Source organism: Ochrobactrum sp. AP1BH01-1, assembly GCF_018066705.1.
Classification (GTDB): Bacteria; Pseudomonadota; Alphaproteobacteria; order Rhizobiales; family Rhizobiaceae; genus Brucella.
The window spans coordinates 41,996-61,360 of the sequence record NZ_JAGPOU010000002.1; the positions used below are offsets into that span (position 1 = coordinate 41,996).

Consider the following 19,365-nt stretch of genomic DNA (forward strand, 5'->3'; position numbering starts at 1 on the left):
GGCAAACACGAACGGAAACAGGTGAGACATGCTGGCTGATAAAGATCGCATCTTCACCAATATCTATGGCTTCAAGGACAAGTCGCTGAAAGGTGCCATGGCGCGCGGCCATTGGGACAACACCAGCGGCCTGATCGAAAAAGGCCGTGACTGGATCATCGAGGAAATGAAGGCGTCGGGCCTGCGCGGCCGCGGCGGCGCCGGCTTCCCGACCGGTCTCAAGTGGTCGTTCATGCCCAAGCAGAGCGACGGTCGCCCGCATTATCTGGTCGTCAACGCCGACGAATCCGAGCCCGGCACCTGCAAGGACCGCGAAATCCTGCGCCACGATCCGCATACGCTGATCGAAGGCTGCGTGATCGCCGGTTGCGCAATGGGTGCACACACCGCCTATATTTATATTCGCGGCGAGTTCATGCGCGAGCGTGAGGCCCTGCAGGCGGCAATCGATGAGTGCTACGAAGCCGGTCTGCTCGGCAAGGGCAACAAGTGCGGCTGGGATATGGACATTTTCGTCACCCACGGCGCTGGCGCTTATATCTGCGGCGAAGAAACGGCTCTGCTTGAAAGCCTTGAAGGCAAGAAGGGACAGCCGCGCCTCAAGCCGCCATTCCCGGCCAATATGGGCCTTTATGGCTGCCCGACGACCGTGAACAACGTGGAATCGATTGCCGTTGCGCCGACGATCCTGCGTCGTGGCGGTGCATGGTTCTCGTCCATCGGACGTCCGAACAATGTCGGCACCAAGCTGTTCCAGATTTCCGGTCACGTAAACACGCCTTGCGTTGTGGAAGAAGGCCTCGGCATTCCGTTCCGCGAGCTGATCGAAAAGCACGCTGGCGGCATTCGCGGCGGTTTCGACAATCTGCTGGCGGTCATCCCCGGCGGCGCATCGTGCCCGGTCATCAAGGGCGAGGACATGATGGACGCCATCATGGATTTCGACGGCATGCGCGACAAGAAATCGTCGTTCGGCACCGGCGGCCTGATCGTCATGGACAAGTCCACCGACATCATCAAGGCAATTGCCCGCCTGTCGGCGTTCTTCAAGCACGAGAGCTGCGGTCAGTGCACGCCATGCCGCGAAGGCACCGGCTGGATGTGGCGCGTGATGGAACGCATGGTCAAGGGCAATGCGCAGAAGCGCGAGATCGACATGCTGTTCGACGTGACCAAACAGATTGAAGGTCACACGATCTGCGCTCTCGGCGACGCTGCCGCATGGCCTATTCAGGGTCTGATCCGCAATTTCCGTCCGGAAATTGAAAAGCGCATTGACGATTACACACGCAACGCCGTTCAGAGCCGCAATATCCGTCTGGAAGCGGCTGAATAAGTTGCAAGCCTGCCCGACAGGGCATGGCCCCGAAAAGTGCCTGGCGGTTTTCGGAAAAGGCCATGCCAATACAAGGGCAGGCGCAAGAGTTTGAGATCTGGAAGATGCGGCATAAGCCGCAGGTTTGGATAAGCGATGGCAAAGATCAAGGTTGACGGCACAGAGATCGAAGTACCCGATCACTATACGCTCCTTCAGGCTGCCGAAGCCGCGGGCGCGGAAGTCCCGCGTTTCTGTTTCCACGAACGGCTTTCCATCGCCGGAAACTGCCGTATGTGCCTGGTTGAAGTGAAGGGCGGACCGCCGAAGCCGGCGGCATCCTGCGCCATGGGCGTGCGCGATCTGCGCCCCGGCCCGAATGGCGAAGCGCCGGAAATCTTCACCAACACGCCGATGGTCAAGAAGGCCCGCGAAGGCGTGATGGAATTCCTGCTCATCAACCACCCGCTGGATTGCCCGATCTGCGATCAGGGCGGCGAGTGCGATCTGCAGGATCAGGCAATGGCTTTCGGCACCGACGGTTCGCGCTATCGCGAGAACAAGCGCGCCGTTGAAAACAAGTATATCGGCCCGCTCGTCAAGACGGTAATGACGCGCTGCATTCACTGCACGCGCTGCGTCCGCTTCACGACGGAAGTGGCTGGCATTTCGGAACTGGGGCTCATTGGCCGCGGTGAAGACGCCGAGATCACCACCTATCTTGAACGCGCCATGACGTCGGAATTGCAGGGCAACGTCATCGATCTTTGCCCGGTCGGCGCTCTGACCTCGCGTCCTTATGCGTTCCAGGCGCGTCCGTGGGAACTGAGCAAGACCGAAACCATCGATGTGATGGATGCGGTCGGCTCGAACATCCGCGTCGACACCCGTGGCCGTGAAGTGATGCGCGTCATGCCGCGCGTCAATGAAGCGGTGAACGAGGAATGGATTTCCGACAAGACCCGTTTCATCTGGGACGGCCTGCGCACCCAGCGGCTCGACCGCCCATATGTCCGCAAGGATGGCCGTCTGGTCGCCGCAAGCTGGCCGGAAGCTTTTGCTGCTATTGCTGCCAAGGTTTCCGCAACCTCTGCTGACAAGATCGGCGCGGTAGCGGGCGATCTGGCTTCGGTTGAAGAAATCTATGCGCTGAAGGGCCTGATGGCTTCGCTCGGCACCGCCAATATCGACAGCCGCCAGGATGGTGCAGCTCTCGATCCGGCTCTGGGCCGCGCAACCTATCTCTTCAACTCGACCATCGAAGGCATTGAAAACGCTGATGCTTTGCTCATCGTCGGTTCCAATCCGCGCGTTGAAGCCGCAGTCCTGAACGCACGTATTCGCAAGCGTCAGCGCATGGGCCATTTCCCGGTCGCCCTGATCGGTGAACAGGCTGAACTGCGTTACAATTACGAATATCTGGGCAGCGGCGCTGAAACGCTGGCTGCTGTTGCTTCCGGCAAGAACGCGTTCCGCGACGTGCTGGCCAAGGCTGAACGTCCGCTGATCATCATCGGTCAGGGCGCGCTCACCGGCGAAAACGGCCGTGCGGTTCTGTCGACCGCCGCCAAGCTCGCTCAGGACGTTGGCGCGATCAAGGACGAGTGGAACGGCTACTCCGTTCTGCACACCGCCGCTTCGCGCGTCGGCGCTCTGGACCTTGGCTTTGTGCCGGGCGAGGGCGGCAAGGCTGCTGGCGACATGCTGGGCAATCTGGATGTCGTGTTCCTGCTCGGCGCAGACGAACTCGACATGACCCGGAAGGGCTCAAGCTTCGTCGTTTACATCGGCACGCATGGCGATGCCGGTGCGCATGCCGCCGACGTTATCCTGCCGGGCGCAGCCTATACGGAAAAGTCGGGCACCTGGCTCAACACCGAAGGCCGCGTGCAGCTTGGCAACCGCGCCGGTTTCGCACCGGGCGAGGCGAAGGAAGACTGGGCGATCCTGCGCGCTCTTTCCGACAGCCTTGGCAAGCGCCTGCCGTTCGACAGCCTGCAGCAGCTTCGCGCCAAGCTTTATGCGGACTATCCGCATATGGCGGCCATCGACACCATCACGCCTGCTTCCGCCGACGATCTCGTCGCGCTGGCGGCTAAGGCATCCAACCTGGGCGGCGGCGCTGCGTTCGTCTCCCCGGTCAAGGACTTCTACCTGACGAACCCAATCGCGCGCGCTTCCGCCGTCATGGCCGAATGCTCGGCGCTCGCGGCCGGCGGCTTCCAACAGGCAGCTGAGTAAGCGAGAGAGAGACGGAACAATGGAAGGAATTTTTGCAGCTTACGTCTTGCCCGCGCTCATCATAGCGCTGAAGTCGGTCGTTCTGTTCGTCGTATTGCTGATCGTCGTCGCTTACCTGCTTTACGCGGATCGCAAGATCTGGGCAGCGGTACAGCTTCGCCGCGGCCCGAACGTTGTCGGCCCATGGGGGCTGTTCCAGGCTTTCGCCGACTTGTTGAAGTTCGTCTTCAAGGAACCGATCATCCCGTCTGGCGCAAACAAGGGTGTCTTCCTCCTTGCGCCTTTCGTTTCCGCCGTTCTTGCAATGGCAACCTGGGCGGTCATTCCGGTCAATGAAGGCTGGGCCGTCGCCAACATCAATGTCGGCATTCTCTATATCTTCGCCATTTCTTCGCTCGAAGTTTACGGCGTGATCATGGGTGGCTGGGCATCGAACTCGAAATATCCGTTCCTCGGCGCGCTTCGTTCTGCCGCGCAGATGGTTTCCTACGAAGTTTCCATCGGCTTTGTGATTGTCACGGTTCTGCTGACGGTTGGCTCGCTCAACCTCACCGACATCGTGCTTTCGCAGAATACCGGCCTTGGCACCATGCTTGGCCTGCCGGCTTCGTTCCTCGACTGGAACTGGCTCTGCCTGTTCCCGATGTTCGTGATCTTCTTCATTTCGGCTCTGGCCGAAACGAACCGTCCGCCTTTCGACCTTGTCGAAGCTGAATCCGAACTCGTGGCCGGTCACATGATCGAATATTCGTCCACGCCGTTCCTTCTGTTCTTCCTCGGCGAATATGTGGCGATCACGCTGATGTGCGCCTTGATGACGACGCTCTTCCTCGGCGGCTGGCTGCCTCCGGTGGACGTGTGGTTCCTCAACTGGGTTCCGGGCATCATCTGGTTCATGCTGAAGCTCTGCTTCTGCTTCTTCCTCTTCGCAATGGTGAAGGCTTTCGTTCCGCGTTATCGCTACGACCAGCTGATGCGCCTTGGCTGGAAAGTGTTCCTGCCGATCTCGCTCTTCATGGTTGTCGCAACCGCGACCTTCCTCAAAGTCTTCGGTCTGGCGTAAGGAGTAATAACTATGGCTTCATTCGCTCAAGCAGCCAAATCGCTCCTGCTCAAGGAATTTGTCGGCGCGTTCTTTCTTTCCATGCGCCAGTTCTTCGCGCCCAAGGCGACGTTGAACTACCCGCATGAAAAGGGTCCGGTTTCTCCGCGCTTCCGTGGCGAGCACGCGCTGCGCCGTTATCCGAACGGTGAAGAACGCTGCATCGCCTGCAAGCTTTGCGAAGCGATCTGCCCGGCGCAGGCCATCACCATCGAGGCCGGTCCGCGCCGCAACGACGGCACCCGCCGCACGGTGCGCTACGACATCGACATGGTGAAGTGCATCTATTGCGGTTTCTGCCAGGAAGCATGCCCGGTGGACGCCATCGTGGAAGGTCCGAATTTCGAATTCGCGACCGAAACCCGCGAAGAACTCTACTATGACAAGGACAAGCTCCTTGCCAACGGCGACCGTTGGGAACGCGAAATCGCGCGCAATATCGCGATGGATGCGCCATATCGCTGATTGGTTCTGCCGAAACCCGGTTTCGGCACCCGGTTTGAAAAGCGGCAACAGGAAGGGGCGGCCCATCTTGTTGCTGGAATTTAAGTTTCGCGATTATTCGCGGCAAACAAAGACTAAAGAGGGCAAGGCAATAAGGCTTTGCTCACGGAAAGGTGTTGGGGGATCCCCATGCTGACAGGTATTGCGGCAGCGTTTTTCTATCTGTTCGCTTTCATCATGATCGCCTCCGCGTTCATGGTGATCGCGGCACGCAACCCCGTGCATTCGGTGCTGTTTCTGATCCTCACATTCTTCAATGCGGCAGCTCTGTTCCTGCTGACGGGGGCCGAGTTCCTCGCCATGATCCTGCTCGTCGTTTACGTCGGTGCGGTGGCGGTTCTCTTCCTCTTCGTCGTCATGATGCTGGATGTGGACTTCTCCGAGTTGAAGCGCGGCGCGCTGCAATATGCACCGATTGGCGCTCTGGTCGGGCTGATCCTGCTGGGCGAACTGATCTTCGTGTTCGCAAGCCGCATGTTCACGCCGAAGCTGGGGCAGGGTGCTGTGCCGATCCCGAATGTGGCAGAGCGGACCAATACCGCTGCTCTGGGCGACATTCTCTACACCGACTACGTCTTCTACTTCCAGGTTGCTGGTCTCGTCCTTCTGGTCGCGATGATCGGCGCCATCGTTCTGACGCTGCGGCACAAGCCGAATGTCAAGCGCCAGTCCATTCCGGCCCAGGTTGCTCGCACGCCCGAAACGGCGATCGAGATCAAAAAGGTCGAAACGGGCAAAGGCATCTGAGGATAAGCATATGGAAATCGGTATCGCCCACTATCTGACCGTTTCGGCCATCCTGTTCACGCTTGGCGTCTTCGGCATCTTCCTGAACCGCAAGAACGTCATCGTCATCCTGATGTCGATCGAATTGATCCTTCTTTCGGTCAATCTCAATTTCGTGGCGTTCTCCAGCCAGCTCGGCGACATGGTCGGGCAGGTCTTCGCCCTTTTCGTTCTGACTGTTGCGGCTGCGGAAGCGGCCATCGGTCTGGCAATTCTCGTTGTTTTCTTCCGTAATCGCGGCTCCATCGCGGTGGAAGACGTCAATGTTATGAAAGGTTGACGGGCAAATGCTCTACTACGCGATCGTCTTCCTTCCGCTTCTCGGCTTCCTGATTGCCGGTCTTTTCGGCAATCAGATCGGAGCCAAGGCGAGCGAATACATCACTTCCGGTTTCATGGTCATCGTCGCGATCCTGTCCTGGGTCGTGTTCTTCCAGATTCCGCTTGGGCCTGAGGCCGAAACCGTCCGCATCCCGGTTCTTCACTGGGTAACGTCTGGCGCGCTTTCCTTCGACTGGGCATTGCGCATCGATACGCTCACCGGCGTCATGCTGGTGGTGGTGAACTCGGTGTCGGCTCTCGTGCACATCTATTCCATTGGATATATGCACCACGATCCGCACCGTCCGCGCTTCTTCGCCTATCTGTCGCTCTTCACCTTTGCCATGCTCATGCTGGTCACGTCGGACAATCTGGTCCAGATGTTCTTCGGCTGGGAAGGCGTCGGTCTGGCCTCGTATCTCCTGATCGGTTTCTGGTTCCAGAAGCCTTCGGCCAACGCCGCCGCCATGAAGGCCTTCGTCGTCAACCGCGTTGGTGACTTCGGCTTCCTGCTCGGCATCTTCGGCGTGTTCGCGCTGTTCCAGTCGGTCGACTACAACACGATCTTCGCTGCTGCCGCCAATTATCTGCCGGCTGAAGGCGCTGCCGATGCCAATCAGGTCGTTCTGAACTTCCTTGGCTACCAGCTCGACAAGCAGGGCGCGATCACGATCACCTGCCTGCTGCTCTTCATGGGCGCGATGGGCAAGTCGGCGCAGTTCCTGCTGCACACCTGGCTTCCGGACGCCATGGAAGGCCCGACGCCTGTTTCGGCGCTCATTCACGCCGCTACCATGGTGACGGCCGGCGTGTTCATGGTCGCCCGCATGTCGCCGATCTTTGAACTGTCGCAGACCGCACTTCTGGTCGTGACCATTATCGGCGCGACGACTGCCTTCTTCGCGGCAACGGTCGCCCTCGTGCAGAACGATATCAAGCGCGTGATTGCCTATTCGACCTGTTCGCAGCTCGGCTACATGTTCGCAGCGCTCGGTGTCGGTGCCTATGGCGCCGCCGTGTTCCACCTGTTCACGCATGCTTTCTTCAAGGCGCTTCTGTTCCTTTGCGCCGGTTCGGTCATCCATGCCGTTTCGGAAGAGCAGGACATGCGCCGCATGGGCGGCTTGCGCAAGCTGATCCCGATCACCTACTGGATGATGGTCATCGGCACGGTCGCCATTACCGGCCTCGGCATTCCGGGCACGGTCATCGGCACCGCCGGTTTCTTCTCCAAGGATGCGATCATCGAATCCGTCTTCGCTTCGCACAGTGCTGCCAGCGGCTACGCTTCGACGCTTCTCATCATCGCCGCGCTCTTCACGAGCTTCTATTCCTGGCGCCTGATTTTCATGACCTTCCACGGCAAGCCGCGCGCCTCAGCGGAAGTCATGCATCATGTCCATGAATCGCCAGCCGTCATGTTCGTTCCGCTGCTGATCCTCGGCGTCGGCGCGCTCTTTGCCGGTGTCGTGTTCAAGGAACTCTTCTTCGGCCACGAATATGCCGAATTCTGGAAGGGCGCACTGTTCACCTCGGCTGCCAACCAGATCCTTGAGGAATATCACCATGTTCCTCTGTGGGTTAAGCTGTCGCCGTTCATCTCGATGGTTCTCGGCTTCATCGTCGCCTGGATCTTCTACATCCGCTCGCCGGAAACGCCGAAGGCGCTGGCTGCCCGTCACCGTGGCCTCTACCAGTTCCTTCTCAACAAGTGGTACTTCGACGAGCTGTACGATTTCCTTTTCGTGCGTCCGGCTCGCTGGCTTGGCCGCCTGTTCTGGAAGGGTGGGGATGGCTGGCTCATTGACGGCTTCGGCCCGGATGGCGTCTCGGCCCGCGTGCTCGACGTTACCAACCGCGTCGTCAAGATGCAGTCCGGATACCTTTATCACTACGCATTCGCGATGCTGATCGGCGTCGCCGCGCTCGTCACTTGGATGATGCTCGGGAGCTCTTTCTGATGACCGACTGGCCAATTCTTTCAACGGTCACGTTTCTGCCGCTCGTCGGCGCGTTACTGATCCTTCTGATCAAGGACGACAGCGAGGCTTCGCGTCGCAATATCCGCAATGTCGCGCTGCTGACGACGATATTCGTCTTCATCCTGTCGCTCGTCGTCTGGGCCGGTTTCGATAATTCGAACCCCGGCTTCCAGATGGTCGAGCAGATCGACTGGATGGGCGGCGGCATCAGCTACCACATGGGCGTGGACGGCATCTCCGTCCTGTTCGTGGTGCTTTCCGCTTTCCTCATGCCTTTCTGCATTCTGGCAAGCTGGGTGTCGGTGGAAAAGCGCGTCAAGGAATACATGATCGCGTTCCTCATTCTGGAAACGCTGATGATCGGCGTGTTCTGCGCGCTCGACCTGTTCCTGTTCTACGTGTTCTTCGAGGCAAGCCTTATCCCGATGTTCATCATCATCGGCGTGTGGGGCGGCAAGCGTCGCGTCTATGCAAGCTTGAAGTTCTTCCTCTACACGCTTCTGGGCTCGGTCCTGATGCTCATCGCCATCATGGCCATGTACTGGCAGGCTGGCACGATGAACATCGTCGAACTGCTGAAGCACGACTTCCCGGCGGGAATGCAGACATGGCTGTGGCTCGCCTTCTTCGCTTCCTTCGCGGTCAAGATGCCGATGTGGCCGGTCCACACCTGGTTGCCGGATGCGCACGTTGAAGCACCGACGGCAGGCTCGGTCATTCTGGCCGGTATCCTTCTGAAGCTTGGCGGCTACGGTTTCATCCGCTTCTCGCTGCCGATGTTCCCGCTGGCTTCCGCTGATTTCGCGCCGTTCATCTTCGCGCTGTCGGTGATCGCAATCATCTACACCTCGCTCGTCGCGATGGTGCAGGAAGACATGAAGAAGCTGATCGCTTATTCGTCGGTTGCGCATATGGCCTATGTGACCATGGGTATCTTCGCGGCAAACGAGCAGGGCTTGCAGGGCGCCATCTTCCAGATGCTGTCGCACGGTATCGTGTCGGGCGCGCTGTTCCTTTGCGTCGGCGTGATCTATGACCGCATGCATACCCGTGAGATCGCGGCGTTTGGCGGCCTCGTCAACAACATGCCGAAATATGCGGTGGCCTTCCTCATCTTCACGATGGCGAATGTCGGCCTGCCGGGTACTTCGGGCTTCATCGGCGAGTTCCTGACGCTGTTCGGCGTGTTCCGGGTCAACACCTGGGTGGCGCTGTTCGCAACCACGGGCGTGATCCTCTCGGCGGCCTATGCGCTCTGGCTCTACCGTCAGGTGATCTTCGGCGCGCTGACCAAGGAAAGCCTCAAGGCGCTCCTCGATCTCAGCCCGCGTGAGAAGCTCATTCTCTACCCGCTTGTGGTGCTCACCATCTTCTTCGGCGTCTATCCGACCCCGGTCTTCAATGTGACCGCCGGTGCCGTGAACGCCCTGGTCCAACATTACGACGCAGCACTCGCGGGTTCCGCGAGCGCCGTGCTGGCACAGTAAGAAATAAAGGCGTAGGTCATGCAGACTGATCTCATAGCTCATCTGACCCTTGCAGCACCGGAGGTTCTCCTTGCTGTAGGCGCCTTGGCACTGCTCATGATTGGCGTGTTCTCCGGCGAACGGGCGGCCACGCTCGTCAACGGATTATCCGTCGCGGTGCTTATTGCAGCGCTGGCTCTGGTCATCCTTTTCCCGGCGAACGGCGCCGTTTTCGGCGGCGCCATCGTCAATGACGGTTTCGGTCGCTTCATGAAGGTGCTGACACTGGTCGGCTCCATCGTAACGCTGATCATGTCGGTCGGCTTCGCCAAGGCGGAAAAGTTCGACAAGTTCGAATTCCCGGTCCTGATCGTGATTTCCACGCTCGGCATGCTGCTGATGGTGTCGGCCTCCAACATGCTGTCGCTCTATCTCGGCCTCGAACTGCAATCGCTGGCGCTCTATGTTCTGGCAGCATTCAACCGCGATAGCGTCCGTTCGACGGAAGCAGGCCTGAAATACTTCGTCCTCGGCTCGCTGTCCTCGGGCATGCTGCTTTACGGCATTTCGCTCGTCTATGGTTACACCGGTCATATCGGCTTTGTCGAAATCGCCCAGGCTGTTTCGGGCGGCCAGCGCGAGCTTGGTCTGGTGTTCGGCCTGGTCTTCATTCTGGCCGGTCTGGCATTCAAGATTTCCGCCGTTCCGTTCCACATGTGGACGCCGGACGTCTATGAAGGCGCGCCGACCCCGGTAACGGCATTCTTTGCCGCCGCTCCGAAGATGGCCGCCATGGCGCTCATCATCCGCGTCGTCTCGGAAGCCTTTGCTCCGGTCACCCATGACTGGCAGCAGGTCGTGATCTTCATCGCGCTTGCCTCGATGATCCTCGGCGCCTTTGCCGCCATCGGCCAGCGCAACATCAAGCGTCTGATGGCTTATTCCTCGATCAGCCATATGGGTTATGCGCTTGTTGGTCTGGCCGCCGGAACGGTGATCGGCGTGAAGGGCGTGATGATCTACATGGCGATCTACCTTGCCATGACGCTCGGCACCTTCGCGTTCATTCTTGCAATGCGCACCAAGGACGGCAATGTCGAGAACATCGATGAGCTGGCCGGTCTGTCCCGCACCAATCCGGTGCTGGCAACGATCATGACCATCTTCCTGTTCTCGCTCGCAGGCATTCCGCCGCTCGCCGGCTTCTTCGGCAAGTGGTACACGTTCCTTGCCGCTGTGCAGGCCGGTCTCCTGCCGCTCGCCATCATCGGGATCGTGGCTTCGGTCGTGGGCGCGTTCTACTACCTGCGCATGATCAAGATCATGTGGTTCGATGAGCCGACCGGCGGTTTCGTGCCGGTCGCGGGCGAGCTTCGCCTCGTTCTCGGCGTAACGGGTGCCTTCGTGCTGTTCTACGTCTTCATTGCCGGGCCAATCGGCGGATTTGCCGAAGCCGCAGCCAAGACGTTCTTCTGATTGATGCTACAGGCGGAAGCATAGATGAGTTTTACGCTTTCGCCTGTTGCGAAAAATGAGGGCTACCGTCTCGAAAGCTTCGAGGCGGTAGGTTCCACCAACGCCGTTGCCCTGGAGCGGGCAGCCGCTGGCGATCCGGGCAAGCTCTGGCTTGTCACGAAGAAACAGGAAAGCGGCCGTGGCAGACGGGGCCGTGCCTGGTCCACGCCGGAAGGCAATCTTGCCTCCACGCTGCTCCTCGTTGAATCCTATGAAATGAAGACGGCGGCAACGCTTGGTTTCGTTGCCGGCCTGTCGCTCGCCGATGCGCTTGACGCGGTTTTCGCGGCAACCGGGCCCGCCGTGCCGCCGACAATCGGCCTCAAATGGCCGAATGACGTTCTGGTCAACGGCGCGAAACTGACCGGCATCCTGCTCGAATCCTCCATTCTGGCGAAAAACCTGTTCGCGGTCGCCATTGGCATCGGGACCAATGTGGTCGCGTTTCCGGACGATCTGCCTTATCCGGCGACTTCCCTGCACGCGCTTGGCAGCAAATGCGATGCCGAAACCTTGTTCGCAGCCCTGTCGGACGCATGGTCGGTCAACTACCGTGTCTGGAACGAAGGGCGCGGGCTTGACGATATTCGCCGGCGCTGGCTGCAGCGCGCCCATGGTCTTGGCCAGCATGTCACCATGCAGGTTGAAGGCCGCGTCGTCGAAGGGCGTTTTGATACGATCGATGAGGCATGCCGTTTTGTTATTCGCGAAGACGACGGTTCGCGGGTTGCGGTAACGGCTGGCGATGTCTATTTCGGAACTGCTGCTACCATACGCAAATAATTGCCTTCATTTGTCTTGCCAGGGTTGCAACAGGACAACTTTAGGTCCAGTTGATCCGGCAAGAGCGCTCGATAATCATAGAGGAAATTTCATGGCCCGATCCAATACTACGGAACTCGTCTTTTTGCCGCTTGGCGGCGTGGGCGAAATCGGCATGAATCTGGCCATGTACGGCTTCGGTCCTGCGGATAACCGTGAATGGCTGGTCGTGGATATGGGGGTAAGCTTTGCCGGGCCGGAACAGCCGGGCGCCGATCTTATCCTGCCGGATATCCGGTATCTCGAGGCCGAGAAGCACAATCTGCGCGGCATCGTGATCACCCATGCGCATGAAGACCATTTTGGCGCATTGCTCGACCTGTGGCCGCGCCTGAAGGTGCCCGTCTACGCGACGCCTTTCACCGCCGGTCTGCTGGAAGCCAAGCGGCAGTCCGAAGTCGGCGCGCCTGAAATTCCGATCACGATCTACAAGGCGGGCGAGACATTCGAAGTCGGTCCGTTCAAGGTCGAAGCAGTTGCTGTTACCCACTCCATTCCCGAGCCGGTTTCGCTGGCGATCACGACGCCGCTCGGTACGGTCGTTCACACCGGCGACTGGAAGATGGACCCGGAACCGTCGTTGGGCCCCGTCATTGACGAGGCGCGTTTTCGCGCCATCGGTGATGCTGGTGTGCTGGCGCTGATCTGCGATTCCACCAATGCCTTGCGCGAGGGTGAATCGCCTTCGGAACGTCAGGTCGGGGAGAGCTTGCGGGAACTCATTGAAAATGCGCGTGGCCGCGTGGCCATCACGACCTTTTCTTCCAATGTCGGCCGTATCCGCTCGATTACCGAAGCGGCGCGTGACGCGGGCCGTCAGGTGCTGGTGGTCGGGCGTTCGATGAAGCGCGCCATCTCCGTTGCGACCGAGCTTGGCTATATGGAAGGCCTGCCGGAATATCTCAGCGAAGAGGATTACGGCTATATTCCGCGCGAAAACGTGGTCATGATCCTGACCGGCAGTCAGGGCGAGCCCCGCGCGGCGCTGGCCAAGCTTGCGCGTGACGAAATGCGCAGTCTCGCGCTGTCGGCGGGCGATACGGTCATCTACTCTTCACGCGCCATTCCGGGCAATGAAAAGGCAATCCTCGATATCAAGAACCGCCTGATCGATCGCGGCATCAAGATCATCGGCGATGAGGATGCGCTGGTCCACGTTTCCGGCCATCCGCGCCGCAGCGAATTGCGCCGCATGTATTCATGGGTTCGCCCGCAGATTCTGGTGCCGGTGCATGGCGAGGCCGCTCACCTCGTTGCGCAAGGTTCGCTTGGCGCGATGGAGGGCATCGAGCAGGTCGCGCAGGTGCGCGACGGCGACATGCTGCGTCTTGCGCCCGGCAAGGCTGAAATCATCGATGAAGCGCCGGTTGGCCGCATCTACAAGGACGGCAAGCTGATCGGAGATGAAGAAGAAATCGGCATGGTCGAGCGCCGCAAGCTTGCCTATGTCGGCCACGTTGCCGTTTCGGTGCTGCTGGACCGCGACAACAAGATCATCGACGAACCGGACCTCGTGACTTTCGGCGTGCCGGAAGAGAACGCGCAGGGCGACCTGCTGGAAGACATTCTGCTGGATGCTGCCATCGAGGCCATCGACAGCATTCCGCGGGTTCGCCGCAAGGATATCGAGCTGGTGCGCGAGTCCGTGCGCCGGGCCGTTCGCGCTGCGGCAAATGAGGCATGGGGCAAAAAGCCCGTGGTGACAGTATTCGTCAATAGGATACGGTAATCATACGGATTGCATAATGACCGGCATGGGAGGTGCTGATGCTCGAACGCTTGAACCACGTGGCAATCGCCGTTCCGGATATTGACGCCGCTGCAGCGCTTTATCGCGGCAAGCTCGGTGCCAAGGTCACCGAGCCGCAGGCGCTGCCTGAACATGGTGTCACCGTGGTTTTCATCGACGTCGGCAATACCAAGATCGAATTGCTGGAGCCGTTGGGCGAGGGGTCGCCCATCGCGGCGTTTCTGGAAAAGAACCCGTCCGGCGGCATGCATCATCTATGCTATGAGGTTACGGACATCATTGCCGCGCGCGATCGCCTGAAGGCGGAAGGTGCGCGCATCCTTGGGGATGGCGAGCCGAAGACCGGCGCGCATGGCAAGCCGGTCCTGTTCCTGCATCCCAAGGATTTCAATGGTACACTGATCGAGCTTGAAGAGGTGTAATCATGTCGCTGATTTCTGGCATCGCAATTTATTTCATCATCTGGTGGACAACGCTTTTCGCGCTGCTGCCGGTGGGCTTGCGCACGCAGGCCGAAGAAAATGAGGTGACTTTGGGTACGGTGGCAAGTGCTCCGGCCAAGCCGCGCATCGGCCGCGCCTTTCTGCGCACCACCGTCGTCGCGACACTCATCTTCCTGCTCTATTACTATATGACGCAGGTCAGCGGTTTCGGCCTCGACGATATTCCGCATTTCTTCCCTGACCTGACTTGATCTGACCCGATCTCGCCGGTTCTTTCCGATATGAATCTGGAGGCTGCTTAAAAATTAGGCGGCCTCTTTTTTGTATAAAGAAAAGTGGATTAATCCACCTGAGGTTGCAGGCAGTTCCGGGCGATGGGCGTAACCTATTGAATTTGCGGCGGCGCACAACCTGCCGTCACTTGTGACGGCGATGCCCCTTCTCAAGCAATGTTCTGTGAATAAATCAGTTTATACTTAAGTGAAATTTAATACTTGGCTGTGGAGAGGGCACTGCGATAAATCCCACAAAATCAATGTGTTATTCGCGCATATAAAATAGCGGAATTGCGGAGACCACGGCCATTCTGCAAGTGCAAAAAAAAAAGCAAGGCTTTCGCCTTGCTAATCAAATACGCGTTCGATCCGTTTCCATTTGACTGGCGGCTGCGAAAGTCGCGCCTGGATCCATCCTCCCAAGACTTTGACCGCGTGAAACCAACGGTTTTATTCCGTTGTTGCTCTTATGCTGAAAAAAATAGCGAACTGCACAGCTTTTGTCACGAAAAATCTTCTATGGCGTCATAATTCTTTCGCAAATTTTCGAGAGGGAGCGTGATATATCTGTAATATATTGAATTTGAATGCGAATCTGGATGTTCCGTTTGCGGCGGACAGTTCTTTCGGCGGGCGATCATGGCTGTGGATGGGGAAATCCGCTGCCGCGAAAGCTTTTCCGGGCGGGTTTCCAACGGCTGTATAACCCGGTAAGAAACCGACGAATATGCTTAATTTTTGCCTGATTCTTGAAGCACTCAGGCAGTCCCTCTTGATTGGTGGTTACGATGCGTCTGTCGCGGTATTTTTTGCCTATTCTGAAGGAAAACCCCAAGGAGGCGGAAATCGTCTCCCACAGGCTGATGCTGCGTTCGGGCATGATCCGTCAACAGTCGGCCGGCATCTATGCCTGGCTGCCGATCGGCCTGAAGGTGCTGAACAAGGTCTGCGACATCATCCGTGAAGAGCAGAACCGCGCTGGCGCCAACGAAATCCTGATGCCGACCATCCAGTCCGCCGACCTGTGGCGCGAAAGCGGTCGCTACGACGCCTATGGCAAGGAAATGCTGCGCATTCAGGACCGTCAGGAGCGCGACATGCTCTTCGGCCCGACCAATGAGGAAATGGTCACCGACATTTTCCGCTCCTATGTGCGCTCCTACAAGGACCTGCCGCTCAACCTCTACCATATCCAGTGGAAGTTCCGCGACGAAGTGCGCCCGCGTTTCGGCGTCATGCGCTCACGCGAATTTCTGATGAAGGACGCCTATTCGTTCGACCTCGACTATGAGGGCGCGAAAATGGCATACTACCGCATGTTCGTGTCTTATCTGCGCACCTTCGCCCGCGTTGGCCTGCAGGCGATCCCGATGCGCGCCGATACCGGCCCGATTGGCGGCGACCTTTCCCACGAATTCATCATTCTGGCCGAAACCGGCGAAAGCCAGGTTTTCTGCGACAAGGCCTATCTCGATCTGGCCGTGCCGGGCGCGGACACCGATTTCCGCAACGACGCGCAGCTGACCGACATCGTCCAGCGCTGGACGACGCCTTATGCGGCGACCGACGAAATGCACGACGAGGCCGACTGGGCCAAGGTCAAGCCGGAAGATCAGGTTTCCGCGCGCGGTATCGAAGTCGGCCACATCTTCCACTTCGGCACGAAATATTCCGAACCGATGGGCGCGAAAGTGCAGGGCCCGGATGGCAAGGAACATCTGGTTTCCATGGGTTCCTACGGCATCGGTCCATCGCGTCTGGTGGCTGCGGCCATCGAAGCCTTCCACGACGATGCGGGCATCATCTGGCCGAAGGCCATCGCGCCTTTCGGTGCCGGTATCGTCAACATGAAGCCGGGCGACGAAGGCTGCGACGCGGTGAGCGAAAAGCTCTACGAGGCGCTGACCAATGCAGGCGTCGATCCGCTGCTTGACGACACGGACGATCGTCCGGGCGCAAAGTTCGCCACGATGGACCTGATCGGCCTGCCGACGCAGGTGATCGTCGGACCGCGCGGCGTTGCCGCCGGTGAAGTCGAAATCAAGGATCGCAAGACCGGCGAACGCCAGAACCTGAGCGTTGAAGCCGCAATCAATCTCTTGACGGCAGAAGCATGAGCAACGCGGCGGCAGCAAAATCCGGGGACAAGGCGAAGGTAGCGCAAAAAGCGCCCAAGTCGGGTCCATTCTCGGCCTATGAGCGGATGATCGCCTGGCGATATCTGCGCGCGCGCCGCCGCGAGACATTTATTTCGGTCATTGCCGGTTTTTCCTTCACCGGCATCATGCTGGGCGTGGCGACGCTTATCATCGTGATGGCGGTGATGAACGGCTTCCGCGCCGAGCTTCTTTCGCGCATTCTCGGCATCAACGGCCATCTGATCATGCAGCCTATGGACCGTCCCCTGGATGATTATGCCGATCTCATCAAGCGGATCGACGGTATTTCGGGCATCAAGTTCGCCATTCCCGTGGTGGAAGGGCAGGCGCTCGTTCAGGGCAATATCGGTGCCGGGTCGGGCGCGCTGGTAAGAGGGCTCCGCGAGGAAGACCTCGACAAGCTCAAGCTCGTTTCCGGCAATATCCGCCAGGGCACGCTGCAGGGCTTCGATCAGGCGGGCGGCGTCGCCATCGGAACCCGCATGGCGCAGAATCTCGGCCTTTCCATCGGCGATACGCTGCGGGTGATCTCGCCGGACGGCGACGTCACGCCATTCGGCGTCAATCCGCGTGTGAAAGCCTATCCGATCACGGCGATCTTCGAGATCGGCATGTCGGAATATGACGCATCGATTGTCATGATGCCGCTGTCCGAAGCGCAGCTTTTCTTCAATCAGGAAGGCAAGGTGCAATCGCTTGAAATCTTTGTCGATAATCCCGACAAGGTGGATGCGATGCGCGCGCCGGTGGAAGAAGTGGCGGCGCGCCAGCTTTTGTTGACCGATTGGCGTCAGAACAATCATACATTCTTTTCGGCGCTGGAAGTCGAGCGCAACGTCATGTTCATGATCCTGACGCTGATCGTGCTGGTGGCCGCGCTCAACATCATTTCCGGCCTCATCATGCTGGTGAAGGACAAGGGACACGATATCGCGATCCTGCGCACCATGGGTGCAACCCGTGGTGCGGTGATGCGCATATTCCTGATGACGGGCGCTGCCATCGGCGTCACCGGCACGGTGGCCGGTGTGGTTCTGGGCGTCGTCGTCTGCCTCAACGTCGAGCGCATCCGTGAGTTCTTCTCGTGGCTCTCCGGCACGACGCTCTTCAATCCGGAACTTTATTTCCTGAGCCAGCTCCCGGCCAAGATGGACCCCGGCGAAACGATTTCCGTCATCGTCATGGCTCTGGTGCTTTCTTTCATCGCCACCATTTTCCCGGCCTGGCGTGCTGCCAAGCTCGATCCGGTCGAAGCATTGAGGTATGAATAATGGCGGCTGAAGTGATCCTGCGGCTGGAGAAGGTCAGCCGCGCCTATAAGGAAGTCGACCGCGAACTGGTTATCCTCAAGGATGCCGATTTCACGCTGCGCCGCGGCGAAATGGTCGCGCTCGTGGCGCCCTCGGGAGCGGGCAAATCGACCTTGCTGCACACGGCCGGCCTTCTGGAGCGCCCCGATGCGGGCGATGTAATGCTGGACGGCCGTTCCTGCAGCAAGCTTTCCGACGATGCGCGCACGGCGGTGCGCCGCAACGATATCGGCTTCGTCTATCAGTTCCATCACCTCCTGCCGGAGTTTTCCGCGCTGGAAAATGTGATGATGCCGCAGATGATCCGCGGACTGTCCAGGAAGCAGGCGGCGGAACGCGCGCAGCAGCTTCTTGAATATATGAAGATCGGCAAGCGCGCCTCGCATCGCCCCTCGGAGCTTTCCGGCGGCGAACAGCAGCGTGTCGCAATCGCGCGCGCCGTTGCCAATGCGCCGCTCGTTCTTCTGGCGGACGAGCCGACTGGCAACCTCGACCCGACGACGTCGTCTTATGTCTTCGGGGCTCTGGAAGCGCTCGTGCGCCAGTCGGGGCTTGCGGCCCTGATCGCCACCCACAATCACGAACTGGCTGGCCGCATGGACCGCCGCGTGACGCTGAAGGACGGCAAGGTCGTCGACCTGTAAGAATTCCAGATTCCAGTAGCGCCTCATCCTGAGGAGCCGCATGCAGCGTCTCGAAGGGCGAGGTGTGGTTCCGCCGTCCGCGCACTCCTGAACGGACAGCCAGTGCTCTACCATCTGTTCCGCTAGCGTTTGATCGGGCCGGGCCTCTGGGCCTGCCTATATTCCCGTACCCCTGTCTTGGTGGCCGGGCGGTCATGGAACCGGCCCTCGCCAGCACCTCATCCTGAGGAGCCGCCGCAGGCGGCGTCTCGAAGGGCGAGGTGCGGCTTTGCCTGAACATAGCCCGGCAGCGTCACCATCACTCTGTTCTCGCCGCTCCTGCCTGCGGTTGTGTATTCACTATTCGTAAACCCTAAAATGAATGCCGTTGCAGAACGGGTGTTGACTTTGGAACAAAAATAGAACAAAAAATAAACATACGTGAACACAGAGGAGTTTCCAACATGACCGATCTCGTCCACGACGTTCTGTCTTTCATTTCGGTAAGCCTGTTCATTGCAACTTTCGCCATCTGGGTGAGCGCGATTTGAAGGAAATAGCGGGTTCCTGTGAACCCGCGCCAAGGCGGCGATAGTCTTACTGGACATCGCCACATCATTCCCCGAAACTGATGCTTTCAGGCGGCAGAGTCGCCAGACGCCAGCCTTGATGGACGACGAACAAGTTTCGCCATCGATGCAATTGCTATAGGCGGTTATCCGTATCGGATGTATGTCCATCCGTGCGGTTC

17 protein-coding genes are annotated in these 19,365 nt (G+C 59.0%); 16 read left to right on the forward strand and 1 reads right to left on the reverse strand.

Annotated features, from left to right (window positions below; all coding sequences use genetic code 11):
• Window positions 1-28: 28 nt before the first annotated feature.
• The 16 genes from nuoF to J9800_RS05680 all read left to right on the forward strand — a co-directional run bounded on the left by nuoF (window position 29) and on the right by J9800_RS05680 (window position 18,635).
• Window positions 29-1,336 (forward strand): NADH-quinone oxidoreductase subunit NuoF, encoded by a 1,308-nt coding sequence (nuoF, locus tag J9800_RS05605; RefSeq protein WP_112587870.1) that lies wholly within the window; start codon window positions 29-31, stop codon window positions 1,334-1,336.
• Window positions 1,337-1,471: 135 nt separating this feature from the next.
• The gene (gene nuoG, locus J9800_RS05610) at window positions 1,472-3,556 is read left to right on the forward strand and encodes an NADH-quinone oxidoreductase subunit NuoG (RefSeq protein WP_114215567.1); all 2,085 of its coding nucleotides are present in this window, start codon (window positions 1,472-1,474) and stop codon (window positions 3,554-3,556) included.
• Window positions 3,557-3,575: 19 nt separating this feature from the next.
• Entirely contained in the window at window positions 3,576-4,619 is a 1,044-nt protein-coding gene (nuoH, locus tag J9800_RS05615) for an NADH-quinone oxidoreductase subunit NuoH (protein ID WP_210845666.1), read from the forward strand.
• Between the two features lie 12 nt (window positions 4,620-4,631).
• Window positions 4,632-5,123: an NADH-quinone oxidoreductase subunit NuoI gene (gene nuoI / locus J9800_RS05620; RefSeq protein ID WP_007874549.1), complete on the forward strand. Its 492-nt coding sequence runs from the start codon at window positions 4,632-4,634 to the stop codon at window positions 5,121-5,123.
• A gap of 168 nt (window positions 5,124-5,291) precedes the next feature.
• On the forward strand, window positions 5,292-5,909 hold the full coding sequence (locus J9800_RS05625) for an NADH-quinone oxidoreductase subunit J (protein ID WP_114215565.1): 618 nt from the start codon (window positions 5,292-5,294) through the stop codon (window positions 5,907-5,909).
• A 10-nt stretch (window positions 5,910-5,919) separates the two neighbouring features.
• The gene (nuoK, locus tag J9800_RS05630) at window positions 5,920-6,228 is read left to right on the forward strand and encodes an NADH-quinone oxidoreductase subunit NuoK (protein WP_006466598.1); all 309 of its coding nucleotides are present in this window, start codon (window positions 5,920-5,922) and stop codon (window positions 6,226-6,228) included.
• Between the two features lie 7 nt (window positions 6,229-6,235).
• Window positions 6,236-8,230, forward strand: coding sequence for an NADH-quinone oxidoreductase subunit L (nuoL, locus tag J9800_RS05635; protein ID WP_114215564.1), 1,995 nt, complete (start codon window positions 6,236-6,238; stop codon window positions 8,228-8,230).
• Window positions 8,230-9,738: an NADH-quinone oxidoreductase subunit M gene (locus J9800_RS05640; RefSeq protein WP_112587877.1), complete on the forward strand. Its 1,509-nt coding sequence runs from the start codon at window positions 8,230-8,232 to the stop codon at window positions 9,736-9,738. The genes nuoL and J9800_RS05640 overlap by 1 nt, the downstream gene beginning before the upstream one ends.
• Window positions 9,739-9,756: 18 nt before the next feature.
• Window positions 9,757-11,193, forward strand: a complete 1,437-nt coding sequence (gene nuoN / locus J9800_RS05645; RefSeq protein WP_114215563.1) for an NADH-quinone oxidoreductase subunit NuoN — start codon at window positions 9,757-9,759, stop codon at window positions 11,191-11,193.
• 24 nt (window positions 11,194-11,217) lie between these two features.
• A complete protein-coding gene (locus tag J9800_RS05650; RefSeq protein WP_114215562.1) occupies window positions 11,218-12,015 on the forward strand; it encodes a biotin--[acetyl-CoA-carboxylase] ligase in 798 nt (265 codons plus the stop codon).
• A gap of 91 nt (window positions 12,016-12,106) precedes the next feature.
• Complete coding sequence (locus J9800_RS05655; RefSeq protein ID WP_114215561.1) at window positions 12,107-13,783, forward strand: ribonuclease J; 1,677 nt, start codon at window positions 12,107-12,109, stop codon at window positions 13,781-13,783.
• A gap of 38 nt (window positions 13,784-13,821) precedes the next feature.
• Window positions 13,822-14,226, forward strand: a complete 405-nt coding sequence (gene mce, locus J9800_RS05660; protein WP_114215560.1) for a methylmalonyl-CoA epimerase — start codon at window positions 13,822-13,824, stop codon at window positions 14,224-14,226.
• A gap of 2 nt (window positions 14,227-14,228) precedes the next feature.
• Entirely contained in the window at window positions 14,229-14,498 is a 270-nt protein-coding gene (locus J9800_RS05665) for a DUF1467 family protein (protein ID WP_114215559.1), read from the forward strand.
• Window positions 14,499-15,310: 812 nt separating this feature from the next.
• Window positions 15,311-16,639, forward strand: coding sequence for a proline--tRNA ligase (gene proS / locus J9800_RS05670; RefSeq protein WP_006471801.1), 1,329 nt, complete (start codon window positions 15,311-15,313; stop codon window positions 16,637-16,639).
• Complete coding sequence (locus tag J9800_RS05675) at window positions 16,636-17,952, forward strand: lipoprotein-releasing ABC transporter permease subunit (RefSeq protein ID WP_114215557.1); 1,317 nt, start codon at window positions 16,636-16,638, stop codon at window positions 17,950-17,952. The genes proS and J9800_RS05675 overlap by 4 nt, the downstream gene beginning before the upstream one ends.
• Complete coding sequence (locus J9800_RS05680; RefSeq protein WP_112587889.1) at window positions 17,952-18,635, forward strand: ABC transporter ATP-binding protein; 684 nt, start codon at window positions 17,952-17,954, stop codon at window positions 18,633-18,635. The genes J9800_RS05675 and J9800_RS05680 overlap by 1 nt, the downstream gene beginning before the upstream one ends.
• A gap of 218 nt (window positions 18,636-18,853) precedes the next feature.
• On the opposite strand, the gene J9800_RS05685 is transcribed toward J9800_RS05680, so the two are convergent.
• Window positions 18,854-19,222: a hypothetical protein gene (locus tag J9800_RS05685; RefSeq protein ID WP_162792636.1), complete on the reverse strand. Its 369-nt coding sequence runs from the start codon at window positions 19,220-19,222 to the stop codon at window positions 18,854-18,856.
• Between the last annotated feature and the right edge of the window lie 143 nt (window positions 19,223-19,365).

Bases quoted from the DNA above. Each gene is read 5' to 3' on its own strand.
- nuoK (WP_006466598.1), top strand. From the start codon at position 5,920: ATGGAAATCGGTATCGCCCACTATCTGACCGTTTCGGCCATCCTGTTC.
- J9800_RS05640 (WP_112587877.1), top strand. From the start codon at position 8,230: ATGACCGACTGGCCAATTCTTTCAACGGTCACGTTTCTGCCGCTCGTC.
- nuoH (WP_210845666.1), top strand. From the start codon at position 3,576: ATGGAAGGAATTTTTGCAGCTTACGTCTTGCCCGCGCTCATCATAGCG.
- J9800_RS05680 (WP_112587889.1), top strand. From the start codon at position 17,952: ATGGCGGCTGAAGTGATCCTGCGGCTGGAGAAGGTCAGCCGCGCCTAT.
- J9800_RS05655 (WP_114215561.1), top strand. From the start codon at position 12,107: ATGGCCCGATCCAATACTACGGAACTCGTCTTTTTGCCGCTTGGCGGC.
- nuoN (WP_114215563.1), top strand. From the start codon at position 9,757: ATGCAGACTGATCTCATAGCTCATCTGACCCTTGCAGCACCGGAGGTT.
- J9800_RS05625 (WP_114215565.1), top strand. From the start codon at position 5,292: ATGCTGACAGGTATTGCGGCAGCGTTTTTCTATCTGTTCGCTTTCATC.
- J9800_RS05675 (WP_114215557.1), top strand. From the start codon at position 16,636: ATGAGCAACGCGGCGGCAGCAAAATCCGGGGACAAGGCGAAGGTAGCG.
- nuoI (WP_007874549.1), top strand. From the start codon at position 4,632: ATGGCTTCATTCGCTCAAGCAGCCAAATCGCTCCTGCTCAAGGAATTT.
- nuoG (WP_114215567.1), top strand. From the start codon at position 1,472: ATGGCAAAGATCAAGGTTGACGGCACAGAGATCGAAGTACCCGATCAC.
- J9800_RS05650 (WP_114215562.1), top strand. From the start codon at position 11,218: ATGAGTTTTACGCTTTCGCCTGTTGCGAAAAATGAGGGCTACCGTCTC.
- J9800_RS05685 (WP_162792636.1), bottom strand. From the start codon at position 19,222: ATGTCCAGTAAGACTATCGCCGCCTTGGCGCGGGTTCACAGGAACCCG.
- J9800_RS05665 (WP_114215559.1), top strand. From the start codon at position 14,229: ATGTCGCTGATTTCTGGCATCGCAATTTATTTCATCATCTGGTGGACA.
- nuoL (WP_114215564.1), top strand. From the start codon at position 6,236: ATGCTCTACTACGCGATCGTCTTCCTTCCGCTTCTCGGCTTCCTGATT.
- nuoF (WP_112587870.1), top strand. From the start codon at position 29: ATGCTGGCTGATAAAGATCGCATCTTCACCAATATCTATGGCTTCAAG.
- mce (WP_114215560.1), top strand. From the start codon at position 13,822: ATGCTCGAACGCTTGAACCACGTGGCAATCGCCGTTCCGGATATTGAC.
- proS (WP_006471801.1), top strand. From the start codon at position 15,311: ATGCGTCTGTCGCGGTATTTTTTGCCTATTCTGAAGGAAAACCCCAAG.